This is a genomic window from Leisingera caerulea DSM 24564, assembly GCF_000473325.1.
Classification (GTDB): domain Bacteria; phylum Pseudomonadota; class Alphaproteobacteria; order Rhodobacterales; family Rhodobacteraceae; genus Leisingera; species Leisingera caerulea.
In genome coordinates, this window is record NZ_KI421513.1 from 960,858 (window position 1) to 983,961 (window position 23,104).

27 protein-coding genes are annotated in these 23,104 nt (G+C 64.2%); 13 read left to right on the forward strand and 14 right to left on the reverse strand.

The features are described 5' to 3' along the window. The first annotated feature begins 76 nt into the window (after positions 1-76). Positions 77-646 carry a LabA-like NYN domain-containing protein gene (locus CAER_RS0111990; protein ID WP_008555764.1) on the forward strand — a complete coding sequence of 190 codons (570 nt, stop codon included), beginning with the start codon at positions 77-79 and terminating at the stop codon, positions 644-646. Between the two features lie 53 nt (positions 647-699). Here CAER_RS0111990 and CAER_RS0111995 read toward each other — a convergent pair whose 3' ends face one another. Beyond that, on the reverse strand, positions 700-1,161 hold the full coding sequence (locus CAER_RS0111995) for a c-type cytochrome (RefSeq protein ID WP_027235588.1): 462 nt from the start codon (positions 1,159-1,161) through the stop codon (positions 700-702). A 142-nt stretch (positions 1,162-1,303) separates the two neighbouring features. On the opposite strand from CAER_RS0111995, the gene ispH reads away from it, so the two are divergent. The 5 genes from ispH to CAER_RS0112020 all read left to right on the forward strand — a co-directional run bounded on the left by ispH (position 1,304) and on the right by CAER_RS0112020 (position 4,685). Then, on the forward strand, positions 1,304-2,254 hold the full coding sequence (gene ispH / locus CAER_RS0112000; protein ID WP_027235589.1) for a 4-hydroxy-3-methylbut-2-enyl diphosphate reductase: 951 nt from the start codon (positions 1,304-1,306) through the stop codon (positions 2,252-2,254). A 100-nt stretch (positions 2,255-2,354) separates the two neighbouring features. Further along, a complete protein-coding gene (locus CAER_RS0112005; protein WP_027235590.1) occupies positions 2,355-2,969 on the forward strand; it encodes a LysE family translocator in 615 nt (204 codons plus the stop codon). A 22-nt stretch (positions 2,970-2,991) separates the two neighbouring features. Beyond that, entirely contained in the window at positions 2,992-3,591 is a 600-nt protein-coding gene (locus tag CAER_RS0112010; protein ID WP_027235591.1) for a class I SAM-dependent DNA methyltransferase, read from the forward strand. Further along, positions 3,584-4,045 (forward strand): ribonuclease HI, encoded by a 462-nt coding sequence (gene rnhA, locus CAER_RS0112015; RefSeq protein ID WP_027235592.1) that lies wholly within the window; start codon positions 3,584-3,586, stop codon positions 4,043-4,045. The genes CAER_RS0112010 and rnhA overlap by 8 nt, the downstream gene beginning before the upstream one ends. Positions 4,046-4,061: 16 nt before the next feature. Beyond that, a complete protein-coding gene (locus CAER_RS0112020; protein WP_027235593.1) occupies positions 4,062-4,685 on the forward strand; it encodes a trimeric intracellular cation channel family protein in 624 nt (207 codons plus the stop codon). 6 nt (positions 4,686-4,691) lie between these two features. Here CAER_RS0112020 and CAER_RS27945 read toward each other — a convergent pair whose 3' ends face one another. The 5 genes from CAER_RS27945 to def (CAER_RS0112045) form a co-directional block, all read right to left on the reverse strand. After that, positions 4,692-5,684, reverse strand: a complete 993-nt coding sequence (locus tag CAER_RS27945; protein ID WP_051357775.1) for a glycosyltransferase family 2 protein — start codon at positions 5,682-5,684, stop codon at positions 4,692-4,694. 130 nt (positions 5,685-5,814) lie between these two features. Further along, positions 5,815-6,051, reverse strand: coding sequence for a GlsB/YeaQ/YmgE family stress response membrane protein (locus CAER_RS0112030; RefSeq protein ID WP_027235594.1), 237 nt, complete (start codon positions 6,049-6,051; stop codon positions 5,815-5,817). Positions 6,052-6,063: 12 nt separating this feature from the next. Continuing rightward, positions 6,064-6,969 carry a methionyl-tRNA formyltransferase gene (fmt, locus tag CAER_RS0112035; protein WP_027235595.1) on the reverse strand — a complete coding sequence of 302 codons (906 nt, stop codon included), beginning with the start codon at positions 6,967-6,969 and terminating at the stop codon, positions 6,064-6,066. A 156-nt stretch (positions 6,970-7,125) separates the two neighbouring features. Beyond that, positions 7,126-7,623: a peptide deformylase gene (gene def, locus CAER_RS0112040; protein WP_027235596.1), complete on the reverse strand. Its 498-nt coding sequence runs from the start codon at positions 7,621-7,623 to the stop codon at positions 7,126-7,128. Positions 7,624-7,637: 14 nt separating this feature from the next. Then, positions 7,638-8,156 carry a peptide deformylase gene (gene def / locus CAER_RS0112045; RefSeq protein WP_027235597.1) on the reverse strand — a complete coding sequence of 173 codons (519 nt, stop codon included), beginning with the start codon at positions 8,154-8,156 and terminating at the stop codon, positions 7,638-7,640. A gap of 99 nt (positions 8,157-8,255) precedes the next feature. Between def (CAER_RS0112045) and CAER_RS0112050 the strand changes: the two genes are divergently transcribed. Both CAER_RS0112050 and CAER_RS0112055 read left to right on the forward strand, forming a co-directional pair. Next, positions 8,256-9,428: a MalY/PatB family protein gene (locus tag CAER_RS0112050; protein WP_027235598.1), complete on the forward strand. Its 1,173-nt coding sequence runs from the start codon at positions 8,256-8,258 to the stop codon at positions 9,426-9,428. 2 nt (positions 9,429-9,430) lie between these two features. Next, positions 9,431-9,958, forward strand: coding sequence for a L,D-transpeptidase family protein (locus CAER_RS0112055; RefSeq protein WP_027235599.1), 528 nt, complete (start codon positions 9,431-9,433; stop codon positions 9,956-9,958). Positions 9,959-9,967: 9 nt separating this feature from the next. On the opposite strand, the gene CAER_RS0112060 is transcribed toward CAER_RS0112055, so the two are convergent. Further along, positions 9,968-10,336 carry a hypothetical protein gene (locus CAER_RS0112060; protein WP_027235600.1) on the reverse strand — a complete coding sequence of 123 codons (369 nt, stop codon included), beginning with the start codon at positions 10,334-10,336 and terminating at the stop codon, positions 9,968-9,970. Between the two features lie 215 nt (positions 10,337-10,551). Between CAER_RS0112060 and CAER_RS0112065 the strand changes: the two genes are divergently transcribed. From CAER_RS0112065 to CAER_RS0112080, 4 genes are all read left to right on the forward strand, one after another. After that, on the forward strand, positions 10,552-11,526 hold the full coding sequence (locus tag CAER_RS0112065; protein ID WP_027235601.1) for a glutathione S-transferase family protein: 975 nt from the start codon (positions 10,552-10,554) through the stop codon (positions 11,524-11,526). A 149-nt stretch (positions 11,527-11,675) separates the two neighbouring features. Further along, entirely contained in the window at positions 11,676-12,638 is a 963-nt protein-coding gene (cobD, locus tag CAER_RS0112070; protein WP_027235602.1) for a threonine-phosphate decarboxylase CobD, read from the forward strand. Then, positions 12,635-13,546 (forward strand): adenosylcobinamide-phosphate synthase CbiB, encoded by a 912-nt coding sequence (gene cbiB, locus CAER_RS0112075; protein ID WP_027235603.1) that lies wholly within the window; start codon positions 12,635-12,637, stop codon positions 13,544-13,546. The genes cobD and cbiB overlap by 4 nt, the downstream gene beginning before the upstream one ends. A gap of 45 nt (positions 13,547-13,591) precedes the next feature. Beyond that, positions 13,592-14,761, forward strand: a complete 1,170-nt coding sequence (locus CAER_RS0112080; protein WP_027235604.1) for a lytic murein transglycosylase — start codon at positions 13,592-13,594, stop codon at positions 14,759-14,761. Here the strand turns inward: CAER_RS0112080 and CAER_RS0112085 are convergent. From CAER_RS0112085 to CAER_RS0112100, 4 genes are all read right to left on the reverse strand, one after another. Next, entirely contained in the window at positions 14,758-15,114 is a 357-nt protein-coding gene (locus CAER_RS0112085) for a hypothetical protein (protein ID WP_027235605.1), read from the reverse strand. The two genes, CAER_RS0112080 and CAER_RS0112085, sit on opposite strands and share 4 nt — an antisense overlap. Before the next feature lie 58 nt (positions 15,115-15,172). Beyond that, a complete protein-coding gene (locus tag CAER_RS0112090) occupies positions 15,173-15,640 on the reverse strand; it encodes a YbjN domain-containing protein (RefSeq protein WP_027235606.1) in 468 nt (155 codons plus the stop codon). A gap of 57 nt (positions 15,641-15,697) precedes the next feature. After that, a complete protein-coding gene (locus tag CAER_RS0112095; protein ID WP_027235607.1) occupies positions 15,698-19,153 on the reverse strand; it encodes a chromosome segregation SMC family protein in 3,456 nt (1,151 codons plus the stop codon). A 165-nt stretch (positions 19,154-19,318) separates the two neighbouring features. Continuing rightward, positions 19,319-20,527, reverse strand: a complete 1,209-nt coding sequence (locus tag CAER_RS0112100; RefSeq protein WP_027235608.1) for an aminotransferase-like domain-containing protein — start codon at positions 20,525-20,527, stop codon at positions 19,319-19,321. A 158-nt stretch (positions 20,528-20,685) separates the two neighbouring features. On the opposite strand from CAER_RS0112100, the gene CAER_RS0112105 reads away from it, so the two are divergent. After that, positions 20,686-21,456, forward strand: a complete 771-nt coding sequence (locus tag CAER_RS0112105) for a FadR/GntR family transcriptional regulator (RefSeq protein WP_027235609.1) — start codon at positions 20,686-20,688, stop codon at positions 21,454-21,456. 143 nt (positions 21,457-21,599) lie between these two features. Here the strand turns inward: CAER_RS0112105 and CAER_RS0112110 are convergent, their stop codons facing one another. The 3 genes from CAER_RS0112110 to CAER_RS0112120 all read right to left on the reverse strand — a co-directional run bounded on the left by CAER_RS0112110 (position 21,600) and on the right by CAER_RS0112120 (position 23,038). Further along, entirely contained in the window at positions 21,600-22,160 is a 561-nt protein-coding gene (locus CAER_RS0112110; RefSeq protein ID WP_027235610.1) for a F0F1 ATP synthase subunit B, read from the reverse strand. Between the two features lie 4 nt (positions 22,161-22,164). After that, a complete protein-coding gene (locus CAER_RS0112115; RefSeq protein ID WP_027235611.1) occupies positions 22,165-22,713 on the reverse strand; it encodes a F0F1 ATP synthase subunit B' in 549 nt (182 codons plus the stop codon). Positions 22,714-22,801: 88 nt separating this feature from the next. Continuing rightward, positions 22,802-23,038: a F0F1 ATP synthase subunit C gene (locus CAER_RS0112120; RefSeq protein ID WP_008553903.1), complete on the reverse strand. Its 237-nt coding sequence runs from the start codon at positions 23,036-23,038 to the stop codon at positions 22,802-22,804. Positions 23,039-23,104 lie beyond the last annotated feature (66 nt).

Genomic DNA, 23,104 nt, shown 5'->3' on the forward strand with positions numbered 1-23,104 from the left:
TCCACCCGTTTCGCCGTTTTCAAGCTCACACTCACGGAACTCCCGGCCGAGGCGGATATACCGGAAGGAACATTTGATGTTTTACAAAGACGAACGGCTTGCGCTGTTCATAGACGGGTCGAACCTGTACGCCGCGGCTAAGGCGCTTGGGTTTGACATCGACTACAAGCTTCTGCGGCAGGAATTCATGCGCCGCGGCAAGCTGCTGCGCGCCTTTTATTACACTGCTCTGCTGGAGAATGACGAGTATTCGCCGATCAGGCCGCTGGTGGACTGGCTGCATTACAACGGCTTCACCATGGTCACCAAGCCTGCCAAGGAATACACCGACAGCCTGGGCCGCCGCAAAGTCAAAGGCAACATGGATATCGAGCTGACCGTCGATGCCATGGAACTGGCGCCGCGGGTGGACCATATCGTGCTGTTCTCGGGCGATGGGGATTTCCGCCCGCTGATTGCCAGCCTGCAACGCCAGGGCGTGCGTGTTTCGGTGGTTTCGACCATCCGCAGCCAGCCGCCGATGATCTCTGACGACCTGCGCCGCCAGGCCGACAATTTCATTGAGCTGGAGGAGCTGCGCGACGTGATCGGCCGCCCGCCGCGCGAGCAGAGCGATCAGCGCTCGGCAACGGTCGCGCACGGGTGAACACCTGCCCCGGAGCGAGGCGCCGGATGGGGCGGCGCCTGCTCCGGACTTGATCAATCGCCAGCCTGACTGTTTATCTGGTTGTGGCGGGCGATGACTTCTGCTGGCCAGCGGCTCTTGATGTAGGCCAGCACTGCCAGCATCTCCTCCTCCGTCAGCACACCGGCAAAGCCGCCCATACGGCTGCGATAGCCGTCGCCGACCACCTCCGCGACGCCGCGCCGTGTGATGTCCAGCAGCTGCGCGTCCGGGTGATGCCAGGTGTGGCCGCTTTCGTCCTGCGGCGGCGCCGGCAGGTAGCCATCGCTGTCCCGGTCCTGCCAATTGGGCTCGCCTTGCAAGTCCGCTCCGTGGCAGCTGGCACAGTTGTCCAGATACACCGCCTCGCCCAAGGCCACCGCCTGCGGGTCCCGGTACGGCAGGATCCCGGCGTCCTGCGGATCGCTCCTTGCCAGCCAGTAATACGCAGCCGCCGCCACCCCGGCCGCAGCGGTCACGGCAACCACCTGCTTCATGCTGCCCTCATTCCAGTTGCTGTCCAAGGCGGGCTTTTGCCGCCTTCCCCCGCGGGAAGCTCCAATCACAAACCTGTGATGCCGCCCGGGCACTGGACCTTGCCGCCTGAACCGCTTACCTCTGGCGCGCAAGGAGACGCCTATGACCAAGCCAGCCCTGACCCTCTACCTCGCCGCGCCGCGCGGCTTTTGCGCCGGTGTGGACCGCGCCATCAAGATTGTCGAAATGGCGATCGGCAAATGGGGTGCGCCGGTCTATGTGCGCCACGAGATCGTGCACAATAAATACGTGGTCGACAGCTTGCGGGAAAAAGGCGCGGTGTTTGTCGAGGAGCTGGACGAATGCCCGGACGACCGGCCGGTGATTTTTTCCGCGCACGGGGTGCCGAAATCGGTGCCTGCCGCGGCTGAGGCGCGCGAGATGATCTATGTCGATGCCACCTGCCCGCTGGTCTCCAAGGTGCATATCGAGGCCCAGCGCCACGCGGAAAACGGCCTGCAGATGATCATGATCGGCCACAAGGGCCACCCGGAAACCATCGGCACAATGGGCCAGCTGCCGGAGGGCGAGGTACTGCTGGTGGAGACCGTCGCGGACGTGGCCACGGTGGAGGTGCGCGACCCGGACAGTTTGGCTTATGTGACTCAGACCACCCTGTCGGTCGATGACACCAAGGGCATCGTCGCGGCGCTGGAGGAGCGTTTCCCAAACATCATCGGCCCGCACAAGGAAGACATCTGTTATGCCACCACCAACCGCCAGGAGGCGGTGAAGTCGGTAGCCCCCAAAGCAGACGCCCTGCTGGTGGTCGGCGCGCCGAACTCCTCCAACTCGCGCCGCCTGGTTGAGGTCGGCGCCAAGAACGGCTGTGATTATGCCCAGTTGGTGCAGCGCGCCGAAAACATTGACTGGCGCGCCCTGGAGGGCATCCGCTCCGTCGCCATCACCGCCGGCGCCTCCGCCCCCGAACTGCTGGTCAATGAAGTGATCGACGCCTTCCGGGCACGGTACGACGTGACCGTGGAAATCGTGGAGACCGCGGTGGAAACGGTGGAATTCAAGGTGCCGCGCGTCTTACGGCAGCCTGCGTAAACGCACGCACCCTGAAAGCGACCCAGGTTACAGAAAACACTCCCGCCGCGGGCTAATCGTGTTACGCATTAGTCCCGGGGCATTTTCTGGAGCCGCATACATGGTCACTCTGCACTTTCTGATTACCGCCTTTGTCGTCGTCCTAGCGCCCGGCACGGGTGTCATCTACACGCTGGCGCTGGGACTTGGCCAAGGCTGGCGGGCCTCCATCTGGGCCGCCGCCGGCTGCACATTCGGCATCGTCCCGCACTTGGCCGCTGCCACGCTGGGGCTGGCGGCGGTGCTGCACAGCTCTGCGCTGCTGTTCCAGATCGTCAAGGCCGCAGGCGTTGCCTATCTGCTGTACCTTGCCTGGCAGGCCTTGCGCAGCGGCGGTGTGCTGGCGGTGGATTCGAAACGCACCAGCCAGCCGGGCTGGAAAATCGCCTGGCGCGGCGCGCTGATCAACATCCTGAATCCCAAGCTGTCGGTGTTCTTTCTGGCGCTGCTGCCGCCGTTCCTGAGCGGCAACCCAGCCAGCGCCACGCTGGAAATGTCCGTCCTGGGGCTGGTGTTCATGGCGATGACCTATGCCATCTTTGTGCTCTATGGGCTGTTTGCATCCCAGGCCCGCACGTACTTCCTGAGCAGCGAACGGGCGCTGAAGTGGATGAGCCGCGGCTTTGCCGCCGTGTTTGCGGGCCTTGCCGTCCGGCTTGCGGCAGAACGCGCCTGACAGCTAAACGCGGAGATGGCAGATGAGCGACCGGCAAACACTGGAGGTCTATGCCCAGGCAGCGCAGGCATACGCGGATGGTTTCGCGCGGTCCGATGACAGGTTCCACGATCCGGATTTTGAAGCCTTCACTTCCCTATTGCCGGCCGCCGCCCGTGTCCTGGATCTGGGCTGCGGTCCGGGCCATTGGGCGGCACGCTTCAAGGCGCAGGGCTTTGAGGTTTCGGCCATGGATGCCTCCGCTGAAATGGCCGAACTGGCAAAATCGGATTTCGGGATTGAGGTGGAAGTTGCCGAATTCGAAGCGCTGGAGAGCAAAAGCGGCTTTGATGGCATCTGGGCCAACTTCAGCCTGCTGCATGCGCCGCGGGCCGATCTCCCCGGTCATCTGACCCGCATCCATCGTGCCTTGAACCCCGGTGGCATCTTCCATATTGGCATGAAGCTCGGAGACAGCGAGGGGCGTGACAAACTGGGACGTTTCTACGCCTATTACAACGAGGACGAATTGAAAAATCTGCTTCAAAACGCGGGCTTCACCGTGACCCGGTCCCGCCGCGGCAATGGCCAGGGCCTGGCCGGCGGAATGGAAACCTACGTGATCCTGACCGCCCATGGCTGAGCTGTTTGCCTATACTGACGGCGCCTGTTCCGGAAATCCCGGCCCCGGCGGATGGGGTGCACTGCTGCGTGCGATGGATGGCGGCACCGTCGTCAAAGAGAAAGAGATGAAGGGCGGCGAGGCCGAGACCACCAACAACCGGATGGAACTCTTGGCGGCGATCAACGCGCTGGAGAGCCTCGCGCGGCCTTCCACGATCACCGTGGTTACCGACTCTGCCTACGTGAAGAACGGCGTCACCGGCTGGATCCACGGCTGGAAGAAGAACGGCTGGAAGACGTCCAGCAAGAAACCCGTAAAAAACGTCGAGCTGTGGAAGCGCTTGGATGAGGCCCAGCGCCGCCACAAGGTGACATGGGAATGGGTCAAGGGCCACGCAGGACACCCTGAAAACGAGCGCGCCGATGAACTGGCCCGCGCCGGCATGGCCCCCTTCAAGAGGAAAAGCGCCTGATGCGCGGGGCTGCCGCATGAGCTTTCTGACCCTGCTCGATTACGCCTCGGTGCTGGTCTTTGCCCTGACCGGAGCGCTGGTCGCCAGCCGGGCGCAGCTCGACATCGTGGGCTTTGCCTTCGTCGCCTGCCTGACGGCGGTCGGCGGCGGCACGGTGCGCGATCTCCTCTTGAACCGGGATCCGGTGTTTTGGGTCGGTGACCCCAATCACATCCTGCTCGCAGCCAGTGCCGCAGTGGCGGTGTTCTTCACCGCGCATCTGGTGGAAAGCCGGATGCGCTGGGTGATCTGGCTGGACAGTTTCGCCTTGGCGATTGCGGTGTCGGCAGGCACTGGCGCAGCGATTGCGCTGGGTAAGGAGCCGGTGATCGTGGTGCTGATGGGCATGGCCACTGGCTCGCTGGGCGGGCTGATGCGCGATGTGGTCTGCAATGAGGTGCCGCTGGTCCTGAAACAGGGCGAGCTGTACATCACCTGCGCAATGGCAGGCGCCATCACCGCCGTGCTGGCAATTTCAGCGGGGCTTGAGCTGCGGTTTGCCCTGCTTGCCTGCGCCGGTGTCTGCTGGACCCTGCGTGCGGGCTCCATCCTGTTCGGCTGGCACCTGCCGGTTTACAAAAGCCGCCCGCCGCGCAGCTAAGCTGGTTCAGGCGTCTTTACGGCTGTCCTCCATGGCTTTCAGAAACGCCTGCCCTTCTTCGCTGATCCGGGCCTTGCGGCCGCGGCGGCGGTGCCAGACCAGCGCCGATTCATGATACTCGCGCAAGCTGGCGTCGCGCAGCAGGTCTTCCTTGATCTCCAGCGCGGCAGAGAAATTGTCAGCCAGCCGCCGGTCCTCTTCCTCGTTCCGGTCAAACTTGTGCCAGTAGCCCGGTTCGATAGAGGCTGTGAAATGGTTGGCCCGGCCGCGGGCTTTCTTGTTCAGGAACCCATCGCGCGAGCGCAGCGCATAATGGTTGAGCTGAGCTGCCGAATATCCATAGCTGCCGCGCACATACAGCGCGCCTTCCAGCTCATTCTGCGGCAGACGAGTGCCATCGGCCAGCTGCCAGTTCACTTCCTCCGGCGGAACGGCCAGAAAGGGGCGGTGAACGCCCATCCGCTCAAACTTCCCGTTGTTGCGGAAAGCCGTTTTAAAGAACCGGTGCTCATCCGACTGGCCTGCCTCCGGCTCAGCCCGAACAAAAGCCTGCGGCACGGCAGGGTGGTCCGCAGTCCCGACGCCCGCGTTGCCGAATATCCGCCAGACAAAGGAGACAGCGTCCGCGTCCTCCCGCACCGCCAGCAGCCCTGGCAGCGTGCCGTCAGCGGCGTTGATCTGCAGAAATTCGTCGACATCCGCCACCAGCACCCAGTCGGCCCCGGCCACCTTGGGCTCGTACTCTGCCCACATCAGCGCGCTTTTGTGCGGCCCGCGCCGCATCACCCGGTTAAAGCGGTGCTCAACCACCCCCATCCGGTGCAAGCAGCGCAGGATGTGGTCGGTCGGATCAGAGCAATCATTGGTGAAAACCACAAAGTCACTGACACCGATGGACTTGTAGTGGCTGATCCAGTCGAGAATATAGGCGCCTTCGTCCTTCATGGTGGTCACAATCACCACATTCGGCGTGCCGCTCCGGCCGGTGTCCTGTGTCATTCTCTGATGCTCTCTGCCTCGGGTCCCGCCGCATTTTGCTGCGATTGCGCTATCTTATCGAACAAGCTTCGCTGCGCAGCATGAATTGCGCTTTCCCGCTCCGGCTGTGTCCCGCGCGCCTCAGCCCCGGTTATCTGCTTACGTAGCGCTGCCAGAGCCAGATCAGCACCAGCGCCCCCAGCACCGCGCCGACGAACCCCGCCATGAACCCCATCACTGCAAGCAGCCCGCGCAGCACAAGCCCGCCGACCAGCGCGCCGGCCATGCCGATACAGACCGTGGTGATGATATCGGTTTCCAGCCGCATCAGCCGCGTGGCCAGGAAGCCTGCCGCGGCACCGATGATGATCAGGGCAATTATGGGCATGCCGGCCTCCGGTTACAGGCGGCTGCCCTTCGGAACAGGGAAGCCGCGCAGGAATACATCCGGATCCTGCGCGCTTTTGCCTGCCCGTTGCAAGCGCAACAGCTGCACCGCACCGGTCCCGCAAGCAATGGTCAGCGCGTCATCCAGCACCTCGCCGGGCGCGCCCTGGCCTTCCGCCAGGCGCGACGCCAGCAGCTTGACACGCTGGCCTTCGATCTCGCACCAAGCGCCGGGGAAAGGCGACAGACCGCGGATCTTGCGGTCCACGTCCGAGGCCGGGCGGGACCAATCGATCTGCGCCTCGCCCTTGTCGATCTTGCCGGCGTAGGTGACGCCCTCTTCGAGCTGCACCTGTGGCGTCAGCTCCGGCAGGCGCCGCAGCGCCTCGACGATCAGCCCTGCGCCCATGTCCGAGAGCCGGTCATGCAACTGGGCAGTTGTTTCCTCAGCCCCGATTTCCGTCGCCTCGCGCAGCAATACCGGGCCGGTATCCAGCCCCGCCTCCATCTGCATGATGCAGATGCCGGTTTCGGCGTCGCCCGCCATGATCGCCCGGTGGATCGGCGCCGCACCGCGCCAGCGCGGCAACAGGCTGGCGTGGATGTTCAGGCAGCCGTGCTTTGGCGCATCCAGAATGGCCTGCGGCAGGATCAGGCCGTAGGCGACAACCACAGCGATATCAGCGTTCAGCGCCGCAAAAGCCGCCTGTTCCTCCGCGCCTTTCAGCGAGACCGGGTGGCGCACCTCGAGCCCCAAGGCCGCGGCGCGGGCGTGGACAGGGGTTGGACGGTCCTTCTTGCCGCGGCCCGCAGGCCGGGGGGGCTGACAGTAGACGGCGGCAATCTCGTGCCCGGCCCCCACCAGCGCGTCCAGCACCGGCACCGAGAAATCAGGGGTTCCCATGAAGATAATGCGCATATCGTGCTCCTGCTCCCATCAAGGTCCCGCTATTGAGCACAAAGGGCTGCGCAGGCCTGCGGGGTGGCGCAATCGTGCTGCCCCAAGGGGCGGGTCATGCCGGAGGCATGCTTCCAGCATGACGCGGCCCGGCCTGCGGCCGGGCGGTGTTGTCTATCAGCCGGTCAGCTTCTTCGCCTTGCGGATCAGCATGTCGCGCTTCACCTTGCTCAGGCGGTCAAAATACATCCTGCCGTTCAGATGCTCGATCTGGTGCTGCACCGAGGTCGCCTCGATCCCGACAAAATCGCGCCGGTCAATCATGCCCTGCTCGTTCAGGTAGCGGACGGTGACAGCCCGCGGCCGTTTGATCCTGGCGGACACACCCGGCAGGTTGGGGCTTGCCTCGTCATGCTCGCGCAGCTCAATCGAGGCGTGCAGAATCTCCGGGTTGGCAAGCTTCACCGCCTTGCCGCGCTCCGTGGAGCCATCGACAACGGCCAGCCGCAGCATCACGCCGATCTGATTGGCAGCCAGCCCCACGCCCGGCATCGCGTCCATGGTATCGACCATGTCATTCCAGATTTCGCGGATTTCATCGGTGATCTCTGTCACCTCTTCAGCCTTTGTGCGCAGGCGCTTGTCAGGCCAGGGCAGGCAGGTGCGGACGGTCATGTCTGTAGGTTTCCTCAGGCGCGGGCGCGTTCGCGTTTCAGCTTCTGCATCTTGCGGGTGATCATCTGGCGCTTCAGCGGCTTCAGGTAATCAATGAACAGCTTACCGTTCAGATGGTCGATCTCATGCTGCACGCAAGTCGCCCACAGCCCGTCAAAGGTCTCGCGCCGCGCATTGCCGTCGCGGTCCATCCATTCGACGTCCACCACCTTGGGGCGGGTCACCTCGGCATACTGGTCCGGGATCGACAGGCAGCCTTCCTCATAGACATTTGTTTCATCCGAGGAGGAGATGATTTCCGGGTTGAACATCACCAGCGGGCGCGGGTCGCCGTCCTCTTCCTTGACGCAATCCAGCACGATCAGCCGTTGCATAATACCGATCTGCGGCGCCGCCAGGCCGATGCCGGGGGCTGCATACATGGTTTCCAGCATGTCATCCGCCAGCACGCGCAACTCGTCGCTGAGGTCCGGCACAGCCGCACAGACCTTTTTCAGGCGGGGATCGGGATGGATCAGGATCTGTCGTTTCATGAGGTTCATGTATGCGATCAGCCGCCCCATCGCAACGCCCCCCTTGCGCATGCCGCTGCAGCGATTAGCTTCGCTGCCAACCACAGGGGAGTTCACCATATGGATTTTGACACGATCATCGACCGCCGCGGCACCCACAGCTCGAAATGGGACAAGATGGAAGCGCTGTTCGGCGTCTCCCCGCAGGACGGCCTGGCGATGTGGACTGCGGACTCCGATTATCAGACCGCGCCTTGTGTGATCGAGGCCGTCAAAAAGGCCGCTGAGCATGGCGTCTTCGGCTACTCCTGGCAGCATCCGGAGTATCTGCAAGCGGTGCAGTGGTGGATGAAAAACCGGCACAGCTGGGAGATTGAGACCGATTGGGTGCTGACCACCCAGGGTTTGGGCAACGCCATCGCCCTGAGCCTGGATGTCTGGAGCCAGCCCGGCGACGGCGTGGTGATCTTCTCGCCCGTCTACCATGAGTTTGCCCACAAGGTGAACAAGGCCGGGCGCAAGGTTACCGAGTGCCCGCTGGCGCGGGACGGCGACACCTACAACCTGGATCTTGACGATGCACAGTCGCGCCTGAACGGGAGTGAAAAACTGCTGCTGTGGTGCTCGCCGCAAAACCCCTCGGGCCGGGTCTGGACCCCGGAGGAGCTGCGTGCGGTGGCCGCGTTTGCCAAGCGCAACGATCTGATCCTGGTTTCTGACGAAATCCACCACGATCTGGTCTATCCCGGCAGCACCTTCGTGCCGATGGATGTGGCGGCGCCCGAGGCGCGCGCCTGGACCGTTACCCTGACGGCGCCCTCCAAGAGCTTCAACATAGCGGGCCAGCGCACCGGCAACATGATCATACCCGACCCGGACCTGAGGTCCGCGATGCGCCATCGCCAGGCGACACTGGACTATGACCCCAGTGCCCTTGGCGTGGCGATGATCACCGCCGCCTATTCTCCCGAAGGCGCCGAGTGGGTCGACGCCCAGATCGCCCATCTGCAGGGTAACCGCAAACTGTTCGACGAGGCGGTCAACGCCCTGCCCGGTCTGAAATCCCTGCCGCTGCAGTCGACCTATCTGGCCTGGGTCGATTTCTCCGGCACCGGCATGAGCCGCGCGGAATTCATCAAGCGCCTGCGCGAGGACGCAAAAATCGCCACCTCGCCCGGCGACGGCTTCGGCACCGGCGGCGAGTTCATGGAACGCTTCAACCTGGCCACCCAGCGCGCCCGGGTCGAAGAAGCCTGCCGCCGCCTGACCGCAGCCTTCTCGGACCTGCAGTAACAATGAAACGCCTGCTGCGCCTGCTGGCGCTGGTTTTTCTGACCGGCGCCGCCTGGGCCGCCTGGCAGGCCTTTGCCCCGCGCCCCGTACCGCCGCAGGCCACGGCGGTGGACCGGATCGACCGCATCCTGATCGAGAAATCCGCCCGCCGCCTGACCGCCAGCCGCGGCGGCGAAACGGTGCTGGAATTTCCCATTGCTCTTGGGTTCGAGCCTAATGGTGATAAGGAACAGGAAGGCGACGGCAAAACCCCTGAGGGCACTTTTCAGATCGACCGGCGCAACCCCAACAGCGCCTATCACCTGTCATTGGGGATCAACTATCCCCAGCCCGAAGACCGGGCCCGCGCACAGGCCGCTGGGGTCAGCCCCGGCGGCGATATCTTCATTCACGGACAGCCGAACGCGGCGGGCAATCTGAGCACCCTGCCCGGCGACTGGACCGCCGGCTGCATTGCTGTCAGCAATCAGCAGATGGAAACGCTCTGGCGTCTGACGCAGGTCGGAACTGAGGTGGAAATCCGTCCCTGACCTGCCGCCTCAGATCTTGCCCTGCGACTGGTCGAAGGGGATCAGCCCGGCAGGCGCGTCCGGCGACTTATAGAAATCCAGCGGCGCTTTGTCGGAGGCAAGCGTCGAGCGCTTGAACTCATACCGCATCTCGCCGCCATCTTCCTCACTGGCGACAATCAGACATTGCGACAGATGGCGTGCGCCTTCGTAGATATCGACCAGCCCGCGCAGCATCGGTGCGGTTTCCGCCTCGACAGAGAACCCAGTCTTCCAGATCCGCAACACCGGATACAGCTCATTATCCGCCATCACCCGCAGCCGGCTCTTCTTTCGCATCCCCCGCAGGCGGGCTGTATCGAGCGCTTCCTGCACGGCTTTGGGAACGTAGGTATTCATAGCGGCAGCCTTCCAAATGCTTGGGTTTCCACGGATCTATTTATTCAACGGTGCGTCACAAAAAGATAAAATCAAGTGAACTTTTTCGGAAATTTCACGGCAGCGCAATTTTGTTGCGCCTGTGCAGTGGCGCAGAGGCCTTGCGCGCTGCGCTGCATAGGCGCAAGGCCCCGCCGGGCCTATGTTTGAACCGCACAGCAGCAGGAGCAGATACGATGGGCCTTTTGATCGACGGAAAGTGGCGCGACCAGTGGTATGACACCGATTCCACCGGCGGCGCCTTCAAGCGCAGCGAATCGCAGTTCCGCAGCTGGATTACCGCCGATGGCAGTGCCGGCCCCTCGGGCGAGGGCGGCTTTGCGGCGGAAAGCGGGCGCTACCACCTGTACGTGTCGCTCGCCTGCCCCTGGGCCCACCGCACCCTGATCTTCCGCAAGCTGAAGGAACTGGAAGACCATATCTCCGTTTCTGTTGTGCATCCCGACATGCTGGGCGAAGGCTGGACCTTTGAGACCGACAGCCACGGCGCCACGGGCGATACCCTGTTCGGCAGCTCGCATCTGCACCAAGTCTACACCCGGGCCGACTCCGTCTACACCGGCCGGGTGACTGTGCCTGTGCTGTGGGACAAGTTGCAAAACACCATCGTCTCCAACGAAAGCTCCGAGATTATCCGGATGTTCAATTCAGCCTTCGACGGGATCACCGGCAACACGGATGACTACTGGCCGGAAGAACTGCGCGAGCCAATCGAGGCGGTGAACGCCCGCGTCTACAGCACCATCAACAACGGCGTCTACAAATGCGGCTTTGCCACCTCGCAAGAGGCCTATGACGAAGCCGTTGTGCCCCTGTTCGAAAGCCTGGACTGGCTGGAGGACCTGCTGTCGCAGCACCGTTACCTGCTGGGCGGCCGCATCACCGAAGCCGATTGGCGCCTGTTCACCACCCTGCTGCGCTTCGACCCGGTCTACCACGTGCATTTCAAATGCAACCGCAAGCGGCTGGTGGATTACCCGAACCTTTGGGCCTACACCCGCGAGCTGTACCAATGGCCCGGCGTGGCGGAAACCGTCGGGATGGACCACATCGTGCGCCACTATTATTACAGCCACGACACCATCAACCCGCACCGTATCATTCCGGTCAATCCCGCGATCGACTGGATGGAACCGCACCGCCGCGGCTGACGCCTGCGACGTGACGCCGCCTGGCGTCAGATCCGCCTCTCCTGCATCAAATAGGGAGTTCACGCACTGAACCGGTTGCGTTAAGAAACGGGGAATCTCATATGGCATTCAACCAGCCTGGAGAGAAATATCCACCGGTGACAACCGCGATGCCTGAACGCCCGCTTGATAACGCATCACCGCCCCGCGACCACGGCGGCAACCTCAGCGCAGCGATGGCCGAATTCGGCGGGACACGCAGCGGCTGGATGGACCTGTCCACAGGCATCAACCCGCATCCCTACCCGCTGCCGGAGTTTGCCGCAGGCGATTGGCGCGCACTGCCTGACGCCGATGCCCTGGCGGACCTCGAACAGGCGGCCCGAGCGTTCTGGAACATCCCCGGCGAGGCGGCGGTCCTCGCCGCGCCGGGCGCTTCTGCGCTGATCGCAGCCCTGCCCGCCCTGGCCGCGCCGCGCTGGGTTCAGATCACCAAACCCACGTACAACGAACACGCCGCCGCCTTCGAAGCCCGCGGCTGGAAAATTCGCGTCGACGGACCGGCCGAGGCCCGTGTCGTGGTCCACCCGAACAATCCGGACGGCCGCCTGTGGAGCGAAGAACATCTTTCCTCTCCGCTCACCATCGTCGACGAAAGCTTCTGCGACGTCTGCCCCGGCCAGAGCCTGATCCGCGCGGCTGAACGCCCGGGTGTCATCGTGCTGAAAAGCTTCGGGAAATTCTGGGGTCTTGCCGGCATGCGGCTGGGGTTTGCCATCGGTGACCCCAAGCTGATTGCCAATCTTGCCACCTGGCAGGGCCCCTGGGCCGTATCCGGCCCTGCTTTGCGCACCGGGGCGCTGGCCCTGCAGGACCGCCCCTGGGCCGAAGCCACCCGCACCCGCCTGAAACAGGATGCCGCCCGGCTGGATGAGCTGGTTCTGGCCAAGGGCGCCAGCCTGGCCGGCGGCACCGACCTGTTCCGGCTCTACACCGTGGAGGATGCTGCCGCCTGGCAGCGCCGGCTGGCCCGTGCCCATATCTGGAGCCGCATCTTCCCCTATTCCCGAACCTATCTGCGCCTGGGCCTGCCGCCTTCGGACGGCTGGGACCGGCTGGAGGCGGCGCTATGAGCACGGCCGCTATGCTGTCCCTGGCCCTGCTGCTGGATGCCGTCTTCGGCGAGCCGGAATGGCTCTGGTCCCGCCTCACCCACCCCGCGGTGCTGATGGGCAAGGCGGTCGGGTACCTGGACCGCAAGCTCAACACTGGCGGCAACCGCCGCGGCAAGGGCGTGCTGGCAGCTCTGGCGCTGGTTCTATGCGGCTATTTCGCGGGCAAGCTGCTGGCGCTGCCGGGGGCGCTGGTGGAAATACTGGTGGCTGCCGTCCTGATCGCCCAGCGATCGCTGACCGAACATGTCGCCGCGGTCGCCAAGGGGCTGCGCAGCAGCCTGGCGGAAGGCCGCGAGGCGGTGGCGATGATCGTCAGCCGCGACACCGCTGCGATGTCCGCACCGCAAGTTGCCCGCTCCGCCATCGAAAGCGGGTCGGAGAACCTGTCCGACGGCGTCATCGCGCCTGCCTTCTGGTTCCTGATCGCCGGGCTGCCGGGGCTGATCATCTACAAGATGGTCAACACCGCCGACAGCATGATCGGCTACCGCAATGACTGGTACAAGGACTTTGGCTGGGCCGCCGCCCGGCTGGACGACCTGCTGAACCTGATCCCGGCGCGGCTGACCGGCCTGCTGATTGCGCTGCCCGGCGGCCAGCTGCGCCACTGGAACGCCATCGCGGCAGATGCCCGCAAACACCGCTCCCCTAACGCCGGCTGGCCCGAGGCCGCCATGGCGCGGGCGTTGAACACCGCTTTGGCCGGCCCGCGCTCCTATGACGGACAACTGAGGGACTTCCCCTGGGTTCATGCCGACGGAGCCAAAAGCGCCAGCGCCGAAACCATCAGCCGCGCCGTCACCCTGCTTTGGCAGACCTGGGCAATTGCCCTGGCACTGACCATTGCCATCGCCGTGTTTTTCTAGCACATAAGACCCTGTGGGAGCGGAATGACAAGGAGCGCCAGAGTTATGCGCCTATTGCCCTTTGCCCTCGCGGTGAGCCTGCTGCCAGCAGCGGCGGCGGCCCAATGCGGCGGCGGCTTTCAGAATTTCGTCAACCTCTTGAAAGACGAGGCGGTGCAGGCCGGCTATGGCGTCACGACGGTCAATGCCTTCTTTGACGGCACCCGCCAGGACCGCCGCGTGCTCAAGGCCGACCGCGCCCAAGGTGTTTTTCAGAAACCCTTCGTCGACTTTTCCCGCCGCCTGATCTCGCAGAGCCGCCTGCAGCGCGGCTTGCAGATGTCGCAGAAGCACGACAGCACGTTCCAGCGGATCGAGAGCACATATGGCATCAACCGCGGCGTTCTGCTGGCCTTCTGGGCATTCGAGACCGACTACGGCGGCTATCAGGGCGATTTCAACACCCGCGACGCGCTGGTGACGCTGGCCCACGACTGCCGCCGCCCTGAGTTGTTCCGGCCGCAGGTCTTTTCTGCGCTGGAGATGTACCGGCAGGGCAATTTCGACCCCAAGCGCACCACAGGCGCCTGGGCGGGGGAAATCGGCATGGTGCAGATGCTGCCCAGCGACATTCTGGAACACGGCGTGGATGCCGATGGCGACGGCAAGGTCAGCCTGAAAACCTCTGCCGCCGATGCGCTGATGTCCGGTGCGCGGATGCTGTCGCACCTGGGCTGGCAGCCCGGGCAGCCCTGGCTGCAGGAAGTCACCATCCCTGAAGGCTTGGACCTGACGCTGTCCGGCACCGCCCGCAAAAAAACCGTGGCCCAATGGCGCGCGCTCGGCGTTTCAGCGCGTGACGGCAGCCTGCCCGACCCCTCCATGCGTGCCTCCCTTCTGCTGCCGCAAGGGCATAAGGGGCCGGCCTTCCTCGCTTACCCCAACTTCGATGTCTATTTCGAGTGGAACCAGAGCTTTACCTACGTGCTGACTGCCGCCTATTTCGCCAACCGGCTGGAAGGCGCGGACGTCTATAAGGCCGGCCAGCCCGACAGCGGACTGACCGGCACTCAGATGAAGCAGCTGCAACAGAAACTGCAGGCACGCGGCCACAATGTCGGCGATATCGACGGTATCCTCGGCGCCCGCACACGGCTTGCCGTGCAGAAAGAGCAGCAACGCCTCGGCCTGCCTGCCGACGCATGGCCCACTCCAGCGCTGCTGAAGAAGCTCTAACGCACCGGGAACCGCTCGCCCTTCTGGGTGATCAGGATTACCCGGCTTCCGTTGCGGACATACAGATCGCAGCGGCCAAACCCGTTTGGGAAATCCACGCAGATACTGCCGTCCCCGGCAATCCGGTACGTGCCCCAGGCGGTGCCGCCGCCATTTTCCCGCGAGTAGGTGTAGGAATAGGCGCCGTCACGGCCATAGAGCGACTCGCCGCCGTCATAAAAGCGGAAGGACTGCCCCGGCAGCGCCTCCAGCTCGGAGAGCGCAAATGGGGCGTCGCCCGGGCGCAGTTCCCAGTCCGCGGCTTGGGCTGTGCCCGCTGCCAGGCTTAGAAAAAGGGGCATGATCCATTTCATGCCCCTACTCTAGCGTCTGTATTTTGAACCTGCCGTCACGATGCGGTGACAGCGCCACTTACCAATCGATGAAAGTCTCGAAATCCTGCATCGCCCGGGTCCACAGGCTGACAGCCTGGGCAAAGTCATCCGGGCTCATGCCGTCATCGCCAAGGAACAAATCCATTTCGATCCGCGCCGAGCCTTCCTCGGAGATATAGCCGCGGGCAAAGCGGTTTTCATTGTTCCACTCGTTGATCTTGGCCAGGCGCACGCTGCCATCTGTCTGATATCCCGAGAAAAACTGGATCGCGTTGCAGTTGGTGTTGTTGTCGCAGCCGTAGTAGTAGACCGAGAAGTCATTGCCGTAATACTCGACCTTGACGTTCGGATCGCCGACGCTGTCAGTGGTCAATTCCACCGTCGCGCCCTCATCCTTAAAGAAATCAGCCACGCTGTCGCCGGTCGTGGCCACAACATTCTGGGCCGCAGCCGCCCCCGGCAGCATCAGCGCCGCGCAGGCGGCAATTGCCTTGATAATATTCATTCGTGTCTCCACCAATAGTTTCGCGCGCCCCTGCACCGATCCCCCCGGCGCAGAAACTCAGGCCACCATCGCCTCTGCTTTCTTCAGGTCAACTGAAACCAGCTGGCTGACTCCCTTTTCCTGCATGGTGACTCCGAAAAGCCGGTCCATCCGCGCCATCGTCACCGCGTGGTGGGTGATGATCAAAAAGCGGGTTTCGGTCTGGCGGCACATCTCGTCCAAGAGGTCGCAAAAGCGGGTGACGTTTGCGTCGTCCAGCGGCGCGTCGACCTCGTCCAGCACGCAGATCGGGGCCGGGTTCGACAGGAACACCGCAAAGATCAGCGCCATCGCGGTCAGCGTCTGCTCGCCGCCCGACAATAGCGACAGGGTCGACAGCTTCTTGCCCGGCGGCTGGCACATGATCTCCAGGCCTGCATCCAGCGGGTCGTCGCTTTCGACCATCACCAGGTTGGCCTCGCCGCCGCCGAACAGATGGGTGAACAGCATGGCAAAGCTGTTGTTCACCTGTTCGAACGCCGTCAGCAGCCGCTCGCGCCCCTCGCGGTTGAGGCTGGCGATACCGTCGCGCAAGGTCTTCACCGCGCCTTCCAGATCCAGCTTTTCGGCGACCAGCGTGTCGTGCTCCTCCTGCACGCTGCGGGCGTCTTCCTCCGCCCGCAGGTTCACAGCACCCAAAGCATCGCGCTGGCGCTTGTAGCGGTCGACATCCGCCTCCAGGCTTTCCGAGGCCGGCATTTCGTCCGGCGACACGCCCAGCTTCTCCAGAAGGGCCTGCGGGGTGATCTGCTGCGCCTCAATGATCCGGCCCGCGGCCTGGGTCACCGCCTCCTTGGCTGCATCGCTGCGCGCCTCGGAGCGCGCCCGTGCTTCGCGGGCCTCGGAGGCCAGACGCTCGCATTCCCGCTCTTTGTGCACCGCCTCGCGCAGTTCGGCTTCCGCGGCGATCAGGGCTTCTGTGGCCGCAGACTTGCGTGCCTCGGCCTCGGAAATCGCCTCGTTCAGCTCTTCCCGCTTCTCCGCAATCTCCGCCGGGACCGCATTGGCCTCTTCCAGCTCCTCCTGCGAGGCCTCGCGGCGCTCCGCCAGCTCCTCGATCCGCTGCTTGGCGCTTTCCAGCCGGTGGCGCCAGCCCGACAGCTCCTTGGTCACCTCCTGCGCGCGCTTGGTGCGCGCCTCGCCCTCACGGCGCAGCTCGTCATGGCTGGAGCGGTGGGTCAGCATGGTAATCCGCGCGGCTTCGACCGACTGCTTGATCTCCTCGACGGCCCCGCGCGCCTGATCCAGGTCGCCCAGCTCGCCCAAGGCCTTCTGCGCCTCTTTCAGCTGCAGGCGGGCATTCAGCGCATCTTCCTCATGGCGGGAGACCGCAATGCCGAGTGTCTCCAGTTTGGCCTCCGCGAGGTTGCGGTCCGCCTCGGCCCGGCTCAGCGCGCGGGCCGCATCGGCCACCCGCTGATCCGCCACCCGTCGCGCCTGGCGGGCGTTCTGGTCGGCCAGCGTCACCTCGTCCAGCTTGCGCAGCAGCATTTCATGCGCGTCGCGGGCACCATCGGCCTTGGCGCTGACGCGCTCCATGTCCTGCTTCAGCGCTTCCAGCTTGTTGAGCTGCTCCAGCCGCAGTGCAGCGGCACTCGGCGCATCCTCGGCCCAGGCGCGGTAGCCGTCCCAGCGCCACAGGTCGCCCTCGACTGTCACCAGCCGCTGCCCCGGCTTGAGCTGCGCCTGCAGCCCGGCGGCAGCATCGCCATCCACCAGCCCGATCTGCGCCACCCGGCGTGACAGCGCCTCCGGCCCGGAGACAAACAACGCCAACGGCTGCACGCCGTCCGGCAGCGCCGCATCGTGGTCATAACCCGGCAGCAAGACCCAGCCAGTCGGCCCGTCCGCCTCTGCCAGCGGCGCCCGCAGGTCATCGGCCAGCGCCGCCCCCAGCGCCTTCTCGTATCCTGGCGCCACGGTCAGCTCATCCAGGATCTGGCCGCCCTCGGCGGTGTCGCGCTCCACCAGCTTGGCCAGCGCGGTGACCTCGGCACGCAGCGCGCCGAGCTCGCCTTCGGCCTCGGACCGCTGGGAGCGTGCTTCTGCCTCGAGGCTCTGGGTCTCCGTCCGCAGCTCGTCCGCGGCAGCCAGCGCCTCTTCGGCCGCCTCAGAGGCCTCGCGGGCCTCCTCCTCGGCCGTCACAGCGGCTTCGAACCTCTCTGCCGCAAGCTCCAGAGCCTTCTGTGCCTCGCCCTGCGCGGCGCGGGCTTTCTCCGCCTCGCCCTCAGAGCGGCCAAGCGCCCGCTGGCAGTCCTCGACCGCGCGCCGTGCGGACTGGTGCCGGGCCGCCAGGCGGGCGACATCCTCGGTCACCTGCGACAGGTGTTCCTCGCGCGCCTGCAGGATCGAGCCCGCATCGCGCGCCAGCTCCGCCACCTCGGCCAGCCGGCCGTCGTGCCCCTCGCCGGCCTTGGACAGCTCGCGCTGCTCCCATTCCAGCCGCTCGATGGTTTGACCGGCGTCGTTGTTCAGCCCGGACTCGCGTTCGATGTCATTGCCCAGCTGGAGAATCCGGCTGCTAAGCCGCTCAATGGCCTGGCGCGCCTGCGCCTCCTGATCGCTCAGGGAATCCCGCTGCACCACCAGCCGCTGCAGAACGGCGGCAGCAATCGCCTCCTCCTCGCGCAGAGGAGGCAGTTTTTCCTCAAACGTGCCGCGCTGCGCCGCCGCCGCGCGCACCAGCGCCTCAGCCTTTGACGCATGTTCGACCCGCACCCGCAGCTCATCCTCGGCCGTCAGCCGGGCCTCATCAGCCTCGCGCCAGCGTCGGTACAGAAGCATCCCCTCAGACAGCCGCAGCTTTTCGCCGATCTCGCGGTAGCGCTGCGCCTGGCGCGCCTGCTTGGCCAGCTGCGACAGCTGTGCCGCCAGCTGTTCAATCACATCGTCGACGCGCAGCAGGTTCGCCTCGGTATTCTTCAGCTTCAGTTCCGCCTCATGACGGCGCTGATAGAGGCCGGAAATCCCCGCAGCCTCTTCCAGAATGCGGCGGCGCGCCTTGGGCTTGGCGTTGATCAGCTCGGCAATCTGCCCCTGCCGGACCAGCGCCGGCGAATGCGCCCCTGTGGAGGCATCGGCAAACAGCATCTGCACATCGCGCGCCCGCACGTCCTTGCCGTTGGACTTATAGGCGCTGCCGACATCGCGGGTGATCCGGCGCACGATCTCCAAAAGGTCGCTGTCGTTGAACCCGGAGGGCGCCAGCCGTTCCGAGTTGTCGATCTGCAGGCTCACCTCGGCAAAGTTGCGCGCGGGCCGTGACGAGGTGCCGGCAAAGATCACATCTTCCATGCCGCCGCCGCGCATCGCCTTGGCGCGGGTCTCGCCCATCACCCAGCGCAATGCCTCCAGAAGATTGGATTTGCCGCAGCCGTTTGGACCCACAACCCCGGTCAGCCCATCGGCAATGACCAGTTCGGTAGGATCAACAAAGCTTTTGAAGCCGTTCAGCCTGAGCTTGGAAAACCGCAAAGCTGCCCCTTCGTGATTCCGTATCGAGAAAGTTCAGCGGGTCTTATCGCGTGTGTCAACGCTCCGCACCCCCAAATCGGGGCAGGAACGTTTCAATTCACACTATATCTTGTGGATAACCTGCAAGATCCGGCGGTGTTTTGCCAAGCCGGAGCCGTTTGGCAGTCAGACAGACCGCAACAACCGTCCCAGCCGGGCGATCCCGTCCTCAATCGCTGCATGGTTGGAGTTGGAAAAGCTCAGCCGGATCGTGTTCTGGCCGCTGCCATCGGCAAAAAACGCCTGCCCGGGAACAAAGGCCACCTTCTCCGTCTCCAGCGACCGTGCCAGCAGGTCCGCCCCGTTCATGCCTTCCGGCAACGTCACCCAGACAAACATTCCGCCCTCAGGCCGGGTCCAATCCACGCCTTCCGGCATGTGTTCCTCCAGGGCCGCCAGCATCACATCCCGGCGGCGCTGATAGACAGCGCGCAGCTGCTCCACGTGTGCGTCGAAACAGGTTTCTGCAACGCCATGCACCGCCATCTGGTTGATGGTCGACGTGTGCAGGTCCGCCGCCTGCTTCAGCAGCACCATCTGCGAGATCACCGGCTTTGCCGCTACCGCCCAGCCGATCCGCAGCCCGGGCGCCAACGTCTTGCTGAAGGTGCCGCAATAGACCGTCCGGCAGTCCTCGATCGAGCCCTTCTGCTCCAGTTCCAGCGCCAGCACCGGCGGCACCGGCTCGCCGTCAAAGCGCAGCGACTGATAGGCGGCGTCCTCAATAATGGCACAGTCCAGCGTGTCCGCCAGTTCTAGCAGCCGCAGCCGCCCGGTGCGATCCAGCGTTTCCCCGGTCGGGTTGGCAAAGTCCGGCGACAGATAGGCAAATTTCACCGCACTTCCCGCCGCAGCCGCGCCCTCGGCATAGCTTTCCGCCGTTCGGTTGCCTTTCAGCGACAACCGGTCATACCGCGGTTCATAGGCGTTGAAAGCCGCCAGCGCCCCAAGGTACGTCGGCCAGCCCACCAGCGCGGTGTCGCCCGGCGACAGAAACAGCTTGCCCAGGTAGTCCAGAGCCTGCTGGGAGCCGGAGGTGATCAGCACATTCTCCGCCTCGCAGACAATCCCGATCGTCGCCATCTCCCGCACAATCCATTTGCGCAGCGGCAGGTAGCCCTCGCTCACCGAATATTGCAGCGCCAGCGCCTGACGCTCCGGCGTTAGCGCGGCCTGAAAGGCTTCGGCGAATCCATCCGCCGGAAACAACGCCGGATCCGGGATGCCGCCGGCAAAGGAGATGATGTCCGGCTGATCCAGCAGCTTCAGCAGCTCGCGGATTTCCGACGCCTTCATCCGCGCATTGCGGGTGGCAAAGATCTGGTTCAGCTGCATGCCTCTCTCCTCGCGCATGATCTAGGACCACGGTAGGAGAGTGCAAAACAAAGTCAACAAAGCTGACCTTTTGTTACAGCCATCGTGATCCCTGCCCGCCCTTGCAGCCGCCCCTTGCGCGTGGTCATATGTTTTGACCAATTCAGCAGAGCGCCAAGATGCCCTTCCAAAAAGTCCAGCCCGAGAAACTCTCCGCCTCCGTCGTCAAGCAGATCGAGCAGCTGATCCTGCGCGGTATTCTGTCGCCTGGCGAACGGCTGCCTGCTGAACGGGAACTGGCGGAACGCCTGGGCGTCTCCCGCCCCTCCTTGCGCGACGCCATCGGCGAGTTGCAGGCGCGCGGCCTGCTGGCGTCCAAGGCCGGCTCCGGCGTGTTTGTGGCGGATGTTCTGGGCTCCGCATTCTCGCCTGCCCTGATCCAGCTCTTCGCCACCCATGACGAGGCGGTGTTCGACTACCTCTCCTTCCGCCGCGACATGGAGGGCCTCGCCGCCGAACGCGCCGCCCGCTTTGGGTCCGACTATGACCTGCAGGTGATCCAGGCAATCTTTGAAAAGATGGAGGCGGCCGGCAACCCGGCGACCTCCGAGGAAGCCGCCAAGCTCGACGCCCAGTTCCACTCCGCCATCATGGACGCCAGCCACAACGTGATCATGCTGCACATGATGCGCTCGATGTTCGATCTCCTGCGCGAAGGCGTTTTCTACAACCGCCGCATCATGTTCCAGCAACACACCACCTATGAGGCACTTCTGGAACAGCACCGCGCCATAAACGCCGCCCTGCAGGCCCGAGACCCGCAGGCCGCGCGCACCGCGGTCGAGGCGCATCTGGACTATGTGAAACAGGCCCTCACCGACCACCAGCGCGCTGAGCGCAACGCCGAAGTGGCCCGGCAGCGGCTGGAGCATGAGACCGGGAAGGGATGAAACCCCACGGTGGGCAGATTGCCCGCCCTGCAACTGCGCTTACCCGGTAGGGTGGGCGATTCCGCCCACCGTGCCCGCAGCCACAACAAAAAACCCGGCCACTCGGACCGGGTTCTTTTAACTTGCCTGTATCAGCTCAAGGCTTAGTGCAGCTTGGCGTCCACATCCGCGATGGCGGCGTCGATCAGCTTGTTGGCCTCGGCGGCGGTCATCTGCTTGGAGATCACCTGATCCGCAGCCGCAACAGCAATCGAGATCGCCTGGTCGCGCACTTCCTTCACAGCCGAAGCTTCCGCCGAAGCGATCTGCTCCTCGGCAGCCGCCAGACGGCGGGCGATGGAGGTTTCCAGATCCGCCTTAGCAACGTCCGCTGCACGGGCAGCCTCGTCACGGGCGGCAACAACAATCTGATCGGCCTGGGCCTGAACTTCCTGCTGCTTGCGCTCATAAGACGCCAGGATGGTCTGGGCCTCCTCACGCAGCGCGCGGGCTTCGTCCAGTTCCTTCTGGATGGCCTCGGCACGGTTGTCCAGCTGGTTGCCCAGCAGGCCCGGCACCTTGGCCAGCAGCAGGATGCCGACGAACAGAAGGAAAGCCAGCAGAACAACGAAATCGGTGTTGCCCAGCGACAGGAACGGGCCTTCTGCCGCCAGCGCCGGGCCGGCTGCGCCAAAGGTCAGGGCAAGGGCGAGAATATTGCGCATGTCCTTATCCTTTCGTCCGCTGTGCAACTGCCGAAGCAATTGCGTCTTTGTCTGCCGAACCGCCCAGCGCGGTCACCAGCGCCTCTGCGGTTTCGGTGGCAACAGCCTTCACGCTTTCCAGCGCGCCGGCCTTGATTTCGGCGATCGCCTTTTCGGACTCGGCGGCCTTGGCAGCGATCTGCTCGTCTGCTTTGGCGATGGCCTCGTCCAGCCCGGCCTGGATTTCTGCACGGGTCTCAGCAGCGATGCGCTGAGCTTCCGCACGGGCATCCGCCAGAGCTTTGTTATATGCGTTTTCGGCCTCGACAGCCTTGGCTTTCAGGTCTTCAGCCGCGGCGAGGTCGTTGGTGATGGTCCCCTGACGCTCGGCCAGCACCGCAGAGATGCGGGGCAGCGCGACGCGCGACAGAATGAGGTAGATCACGACCAGGGCGACCACGAGCCAGAAGATCTGGTTCCCGAAGGTCGAGAAGTCCAGCTGCGGCATGCCCGGAGCAGACCCGTGCGCTGCGTCTGCGGCGCCGTGTGCTGCGTCTTGCGTATTAGATGCCATGTCGTCCTCCTTGGGAACTTGCCGTTACACCGGGCAGCGCAGGGTTTTGCCGCACTGCCCGGCCGTAAGGAAATAGGTTCCTAAGGTCTTAGACGGCGAACATCAGCAGCAGAGCGACCAGGAACGAGAAGATGCCCAGTGCTTCTGCAAACGCGATGCCGATGAACAGGGTTGCGGTCTGGCCGGCAGCTGCCGAAGGGTTGCGCAGAGCGCCTGCCAGGAAGTTGCCAGCCACGTGGCCCACACCGATTGCGGCTGCGCCGGAACCGATTGCTGCCAGGCCTGCGCCGACGAACTGACCGAGTTGTGCGATATCGCCTTCCATGATTTCTCTCCTTACGATGGAATGTGGTGATTTCTAGGGTGGGCAGGCCCAGTCCGGGCGCGCCCG

Bases quoted from the DNA above. Each gene is read 5' to 3' on its own strand.
- CAER_RS0112030 (WP_027235594.1), bottom strand. From the start codon at position 6,051: ATGCCCATAATTGCCCTGATCATCATCGGTGCCGCGGCAGGCTTCCTG.
- cbiB (WP_027235603.1), top strand. From the start codon at position 12,635: ATGAGCACGGCCGCTATGCTGTCCCTGGCCCTGCTGCTGGATGCCGTC.
- CAER_RS0112120 (WP_008553903.1), bottom strand. From the start codon at position 23,038: ATGGAAGGCGATATCGCACAACTCGGTCAGTTCGTCGGCGCAGGCCTG.
- CAER_RS0112115 (WP_027235611.1), bottom strand. From the start codon at position 22,713: ATGGCATCTAATACGCAAGACGCAGCACACGGCGCCGCAGACGCAGCG.
- CAER_RS0112010 (WP_027235591.1), top strand. From the start codon at position 2,992: ATGAGCGACCGGCAAACACTGGAGGTCTATGCCCAGGCAGCGCAGGCA.
- CAER_RS0112085 (WP_027235605.1), bottom strand. From the start codon at position 15,114: ATGAAATGGATCATGCCCCTTTTTCTAAGCCTGGCAGCGGGCACAGCC.
- CAER_RS0112100 (WP_027235608.1), bottom strand. From the start codon at position 20,527: ATGCAGCTGAACCAGATCTTTGCCACCCGCAATGCGCGGATGAAGGCG.
- fmt (WP_027235595.1), bottom strand. From the start codon at position 6,969: ATGCGCATTATCTTCATGGGAACCCCTGATTTCTCGGTGCCGGTGCTG.
- CAER_RS0111995 (WP_027235588.1), bottom strand. From the start codon at position 1,161: ATGAAGCAGGTGGTTGCCGTGACCGCTGCGGCCGGGGTGGCGGCGGCT.
- CAER_RS0112020 (WP_027235593.1), top strand. From the start codon at position 4,062: ATGAGCTTTCTGACCCTGCTCGATTACGCCTCGGTGCTGGTCTTTGCC.
- def (WP_027235597.1), bottom strand. From the start codon at position 8,156: ATGAAACGACAGATCCTGATCCATCCCGATCCCCGCCTGAAAAAGGTC.
- CAER_RS0111990 (WP_008555764.1), top strand. From the start codon at position 77: ATGTTTTACAAAGACGAACGGCTTGCGCTGTTCATAGACGGGTCGAAC.
- CAER_RS0112090 (WP_027235606.1), bottom strand. From the start codon at position 15,640: ATGAATATTATCAAGGCAATTGCCGCCTGCGCGGCGCTGATGCTGCCG.
- CAER_RS0112060 (WP_027235600.1), bottom strand. From the start codon at position 10,336: ATGAATACCTACGTTCCCAAAGCCGTGCAGGAAGCGCTCGATACAGCC.
- CAER_RS0112080 (WP_027235604.1), top strand. From the start codon at position 13,592: ATGCGCCTATTGCCCTTTGCCCTCGCGGTGAGCCTGCTGCCAGCAGCG.
- CAER_RS0112005 (WP_027235590.1), top strand. From the start codon at position 2,355: ATGGTCACTCTGCACTTTCTGATTACCGCCTTTGTCGTCGTCCTAGCG.
- CAER_RS27945 (WP_051357775.1), bottom strand. From the start codon at position 5,684: ATGACACAGGACACCGGCCGGAGCGGCACGCCGAATGTGGTGATTGTG.
- CAER_RS0112110 (WP_027235610.1), bottom strand. From the start codon at position 22,160: ATGCGCAATATTCTCGCCCTTGCCCTGACCTTTGGCGCAGCCGGCCCG.
- ispH (WP_027235589.1), top strand. From the start codon at position 1,304: ATGACCAAGCCAGCCCTGACCCTCTACCTCGCCGCGCCGCGCGGCTTT.
- CAER_RS0112105 (WP_027235609.1), top strand. From the start codon at position 20,686: ATGCCCTTCCAAAAAGTCCAGCCCGAGAAACTCTCCGCCTCCGTCGTC.
- CAER_RS0112055 (WP_027235599.1), top strand. From the start codon at position 9,431: ATGAAACGCCTGCTGCGCCTGCTGGCGCTGGTTTTTCTGACCGGCGCC.
- cobD (WP_027235602.1), top strand. From the start codon at position 11,676: ATGCCTGAACGCCCGCTTGATAACGCATCACCGCCCCGCGACCACGGC.
- CAER_RS0112065 (WP_027235601.1), top strand. From the start codon at position 10,552: ATGGGCCTTTTGATCGACGGAAAGTGGCGCGACCAGTGGTATGACACC.
- def (WP_027235596.1), bottom strand. From the start codon at position 7,623: ATGACCGTCCGCACCTGCCTGCCCTGGCCTGACAAGCGCCTGCGCACA.
- CAER_RS0112050 (WP_027235598.1), top strand. From the start codon at position 8,256: ATGGATTTTGACACGATCATCGACCGCCGCGGCACCCACAGCTCGAAA.
- rnhA (WP_027235592.1), top strand. From the start codon at position 3,584: ATGGCTGAGCTGTTTGCCTATACTGACGGCGCCTGTTCCGGAAATCCC.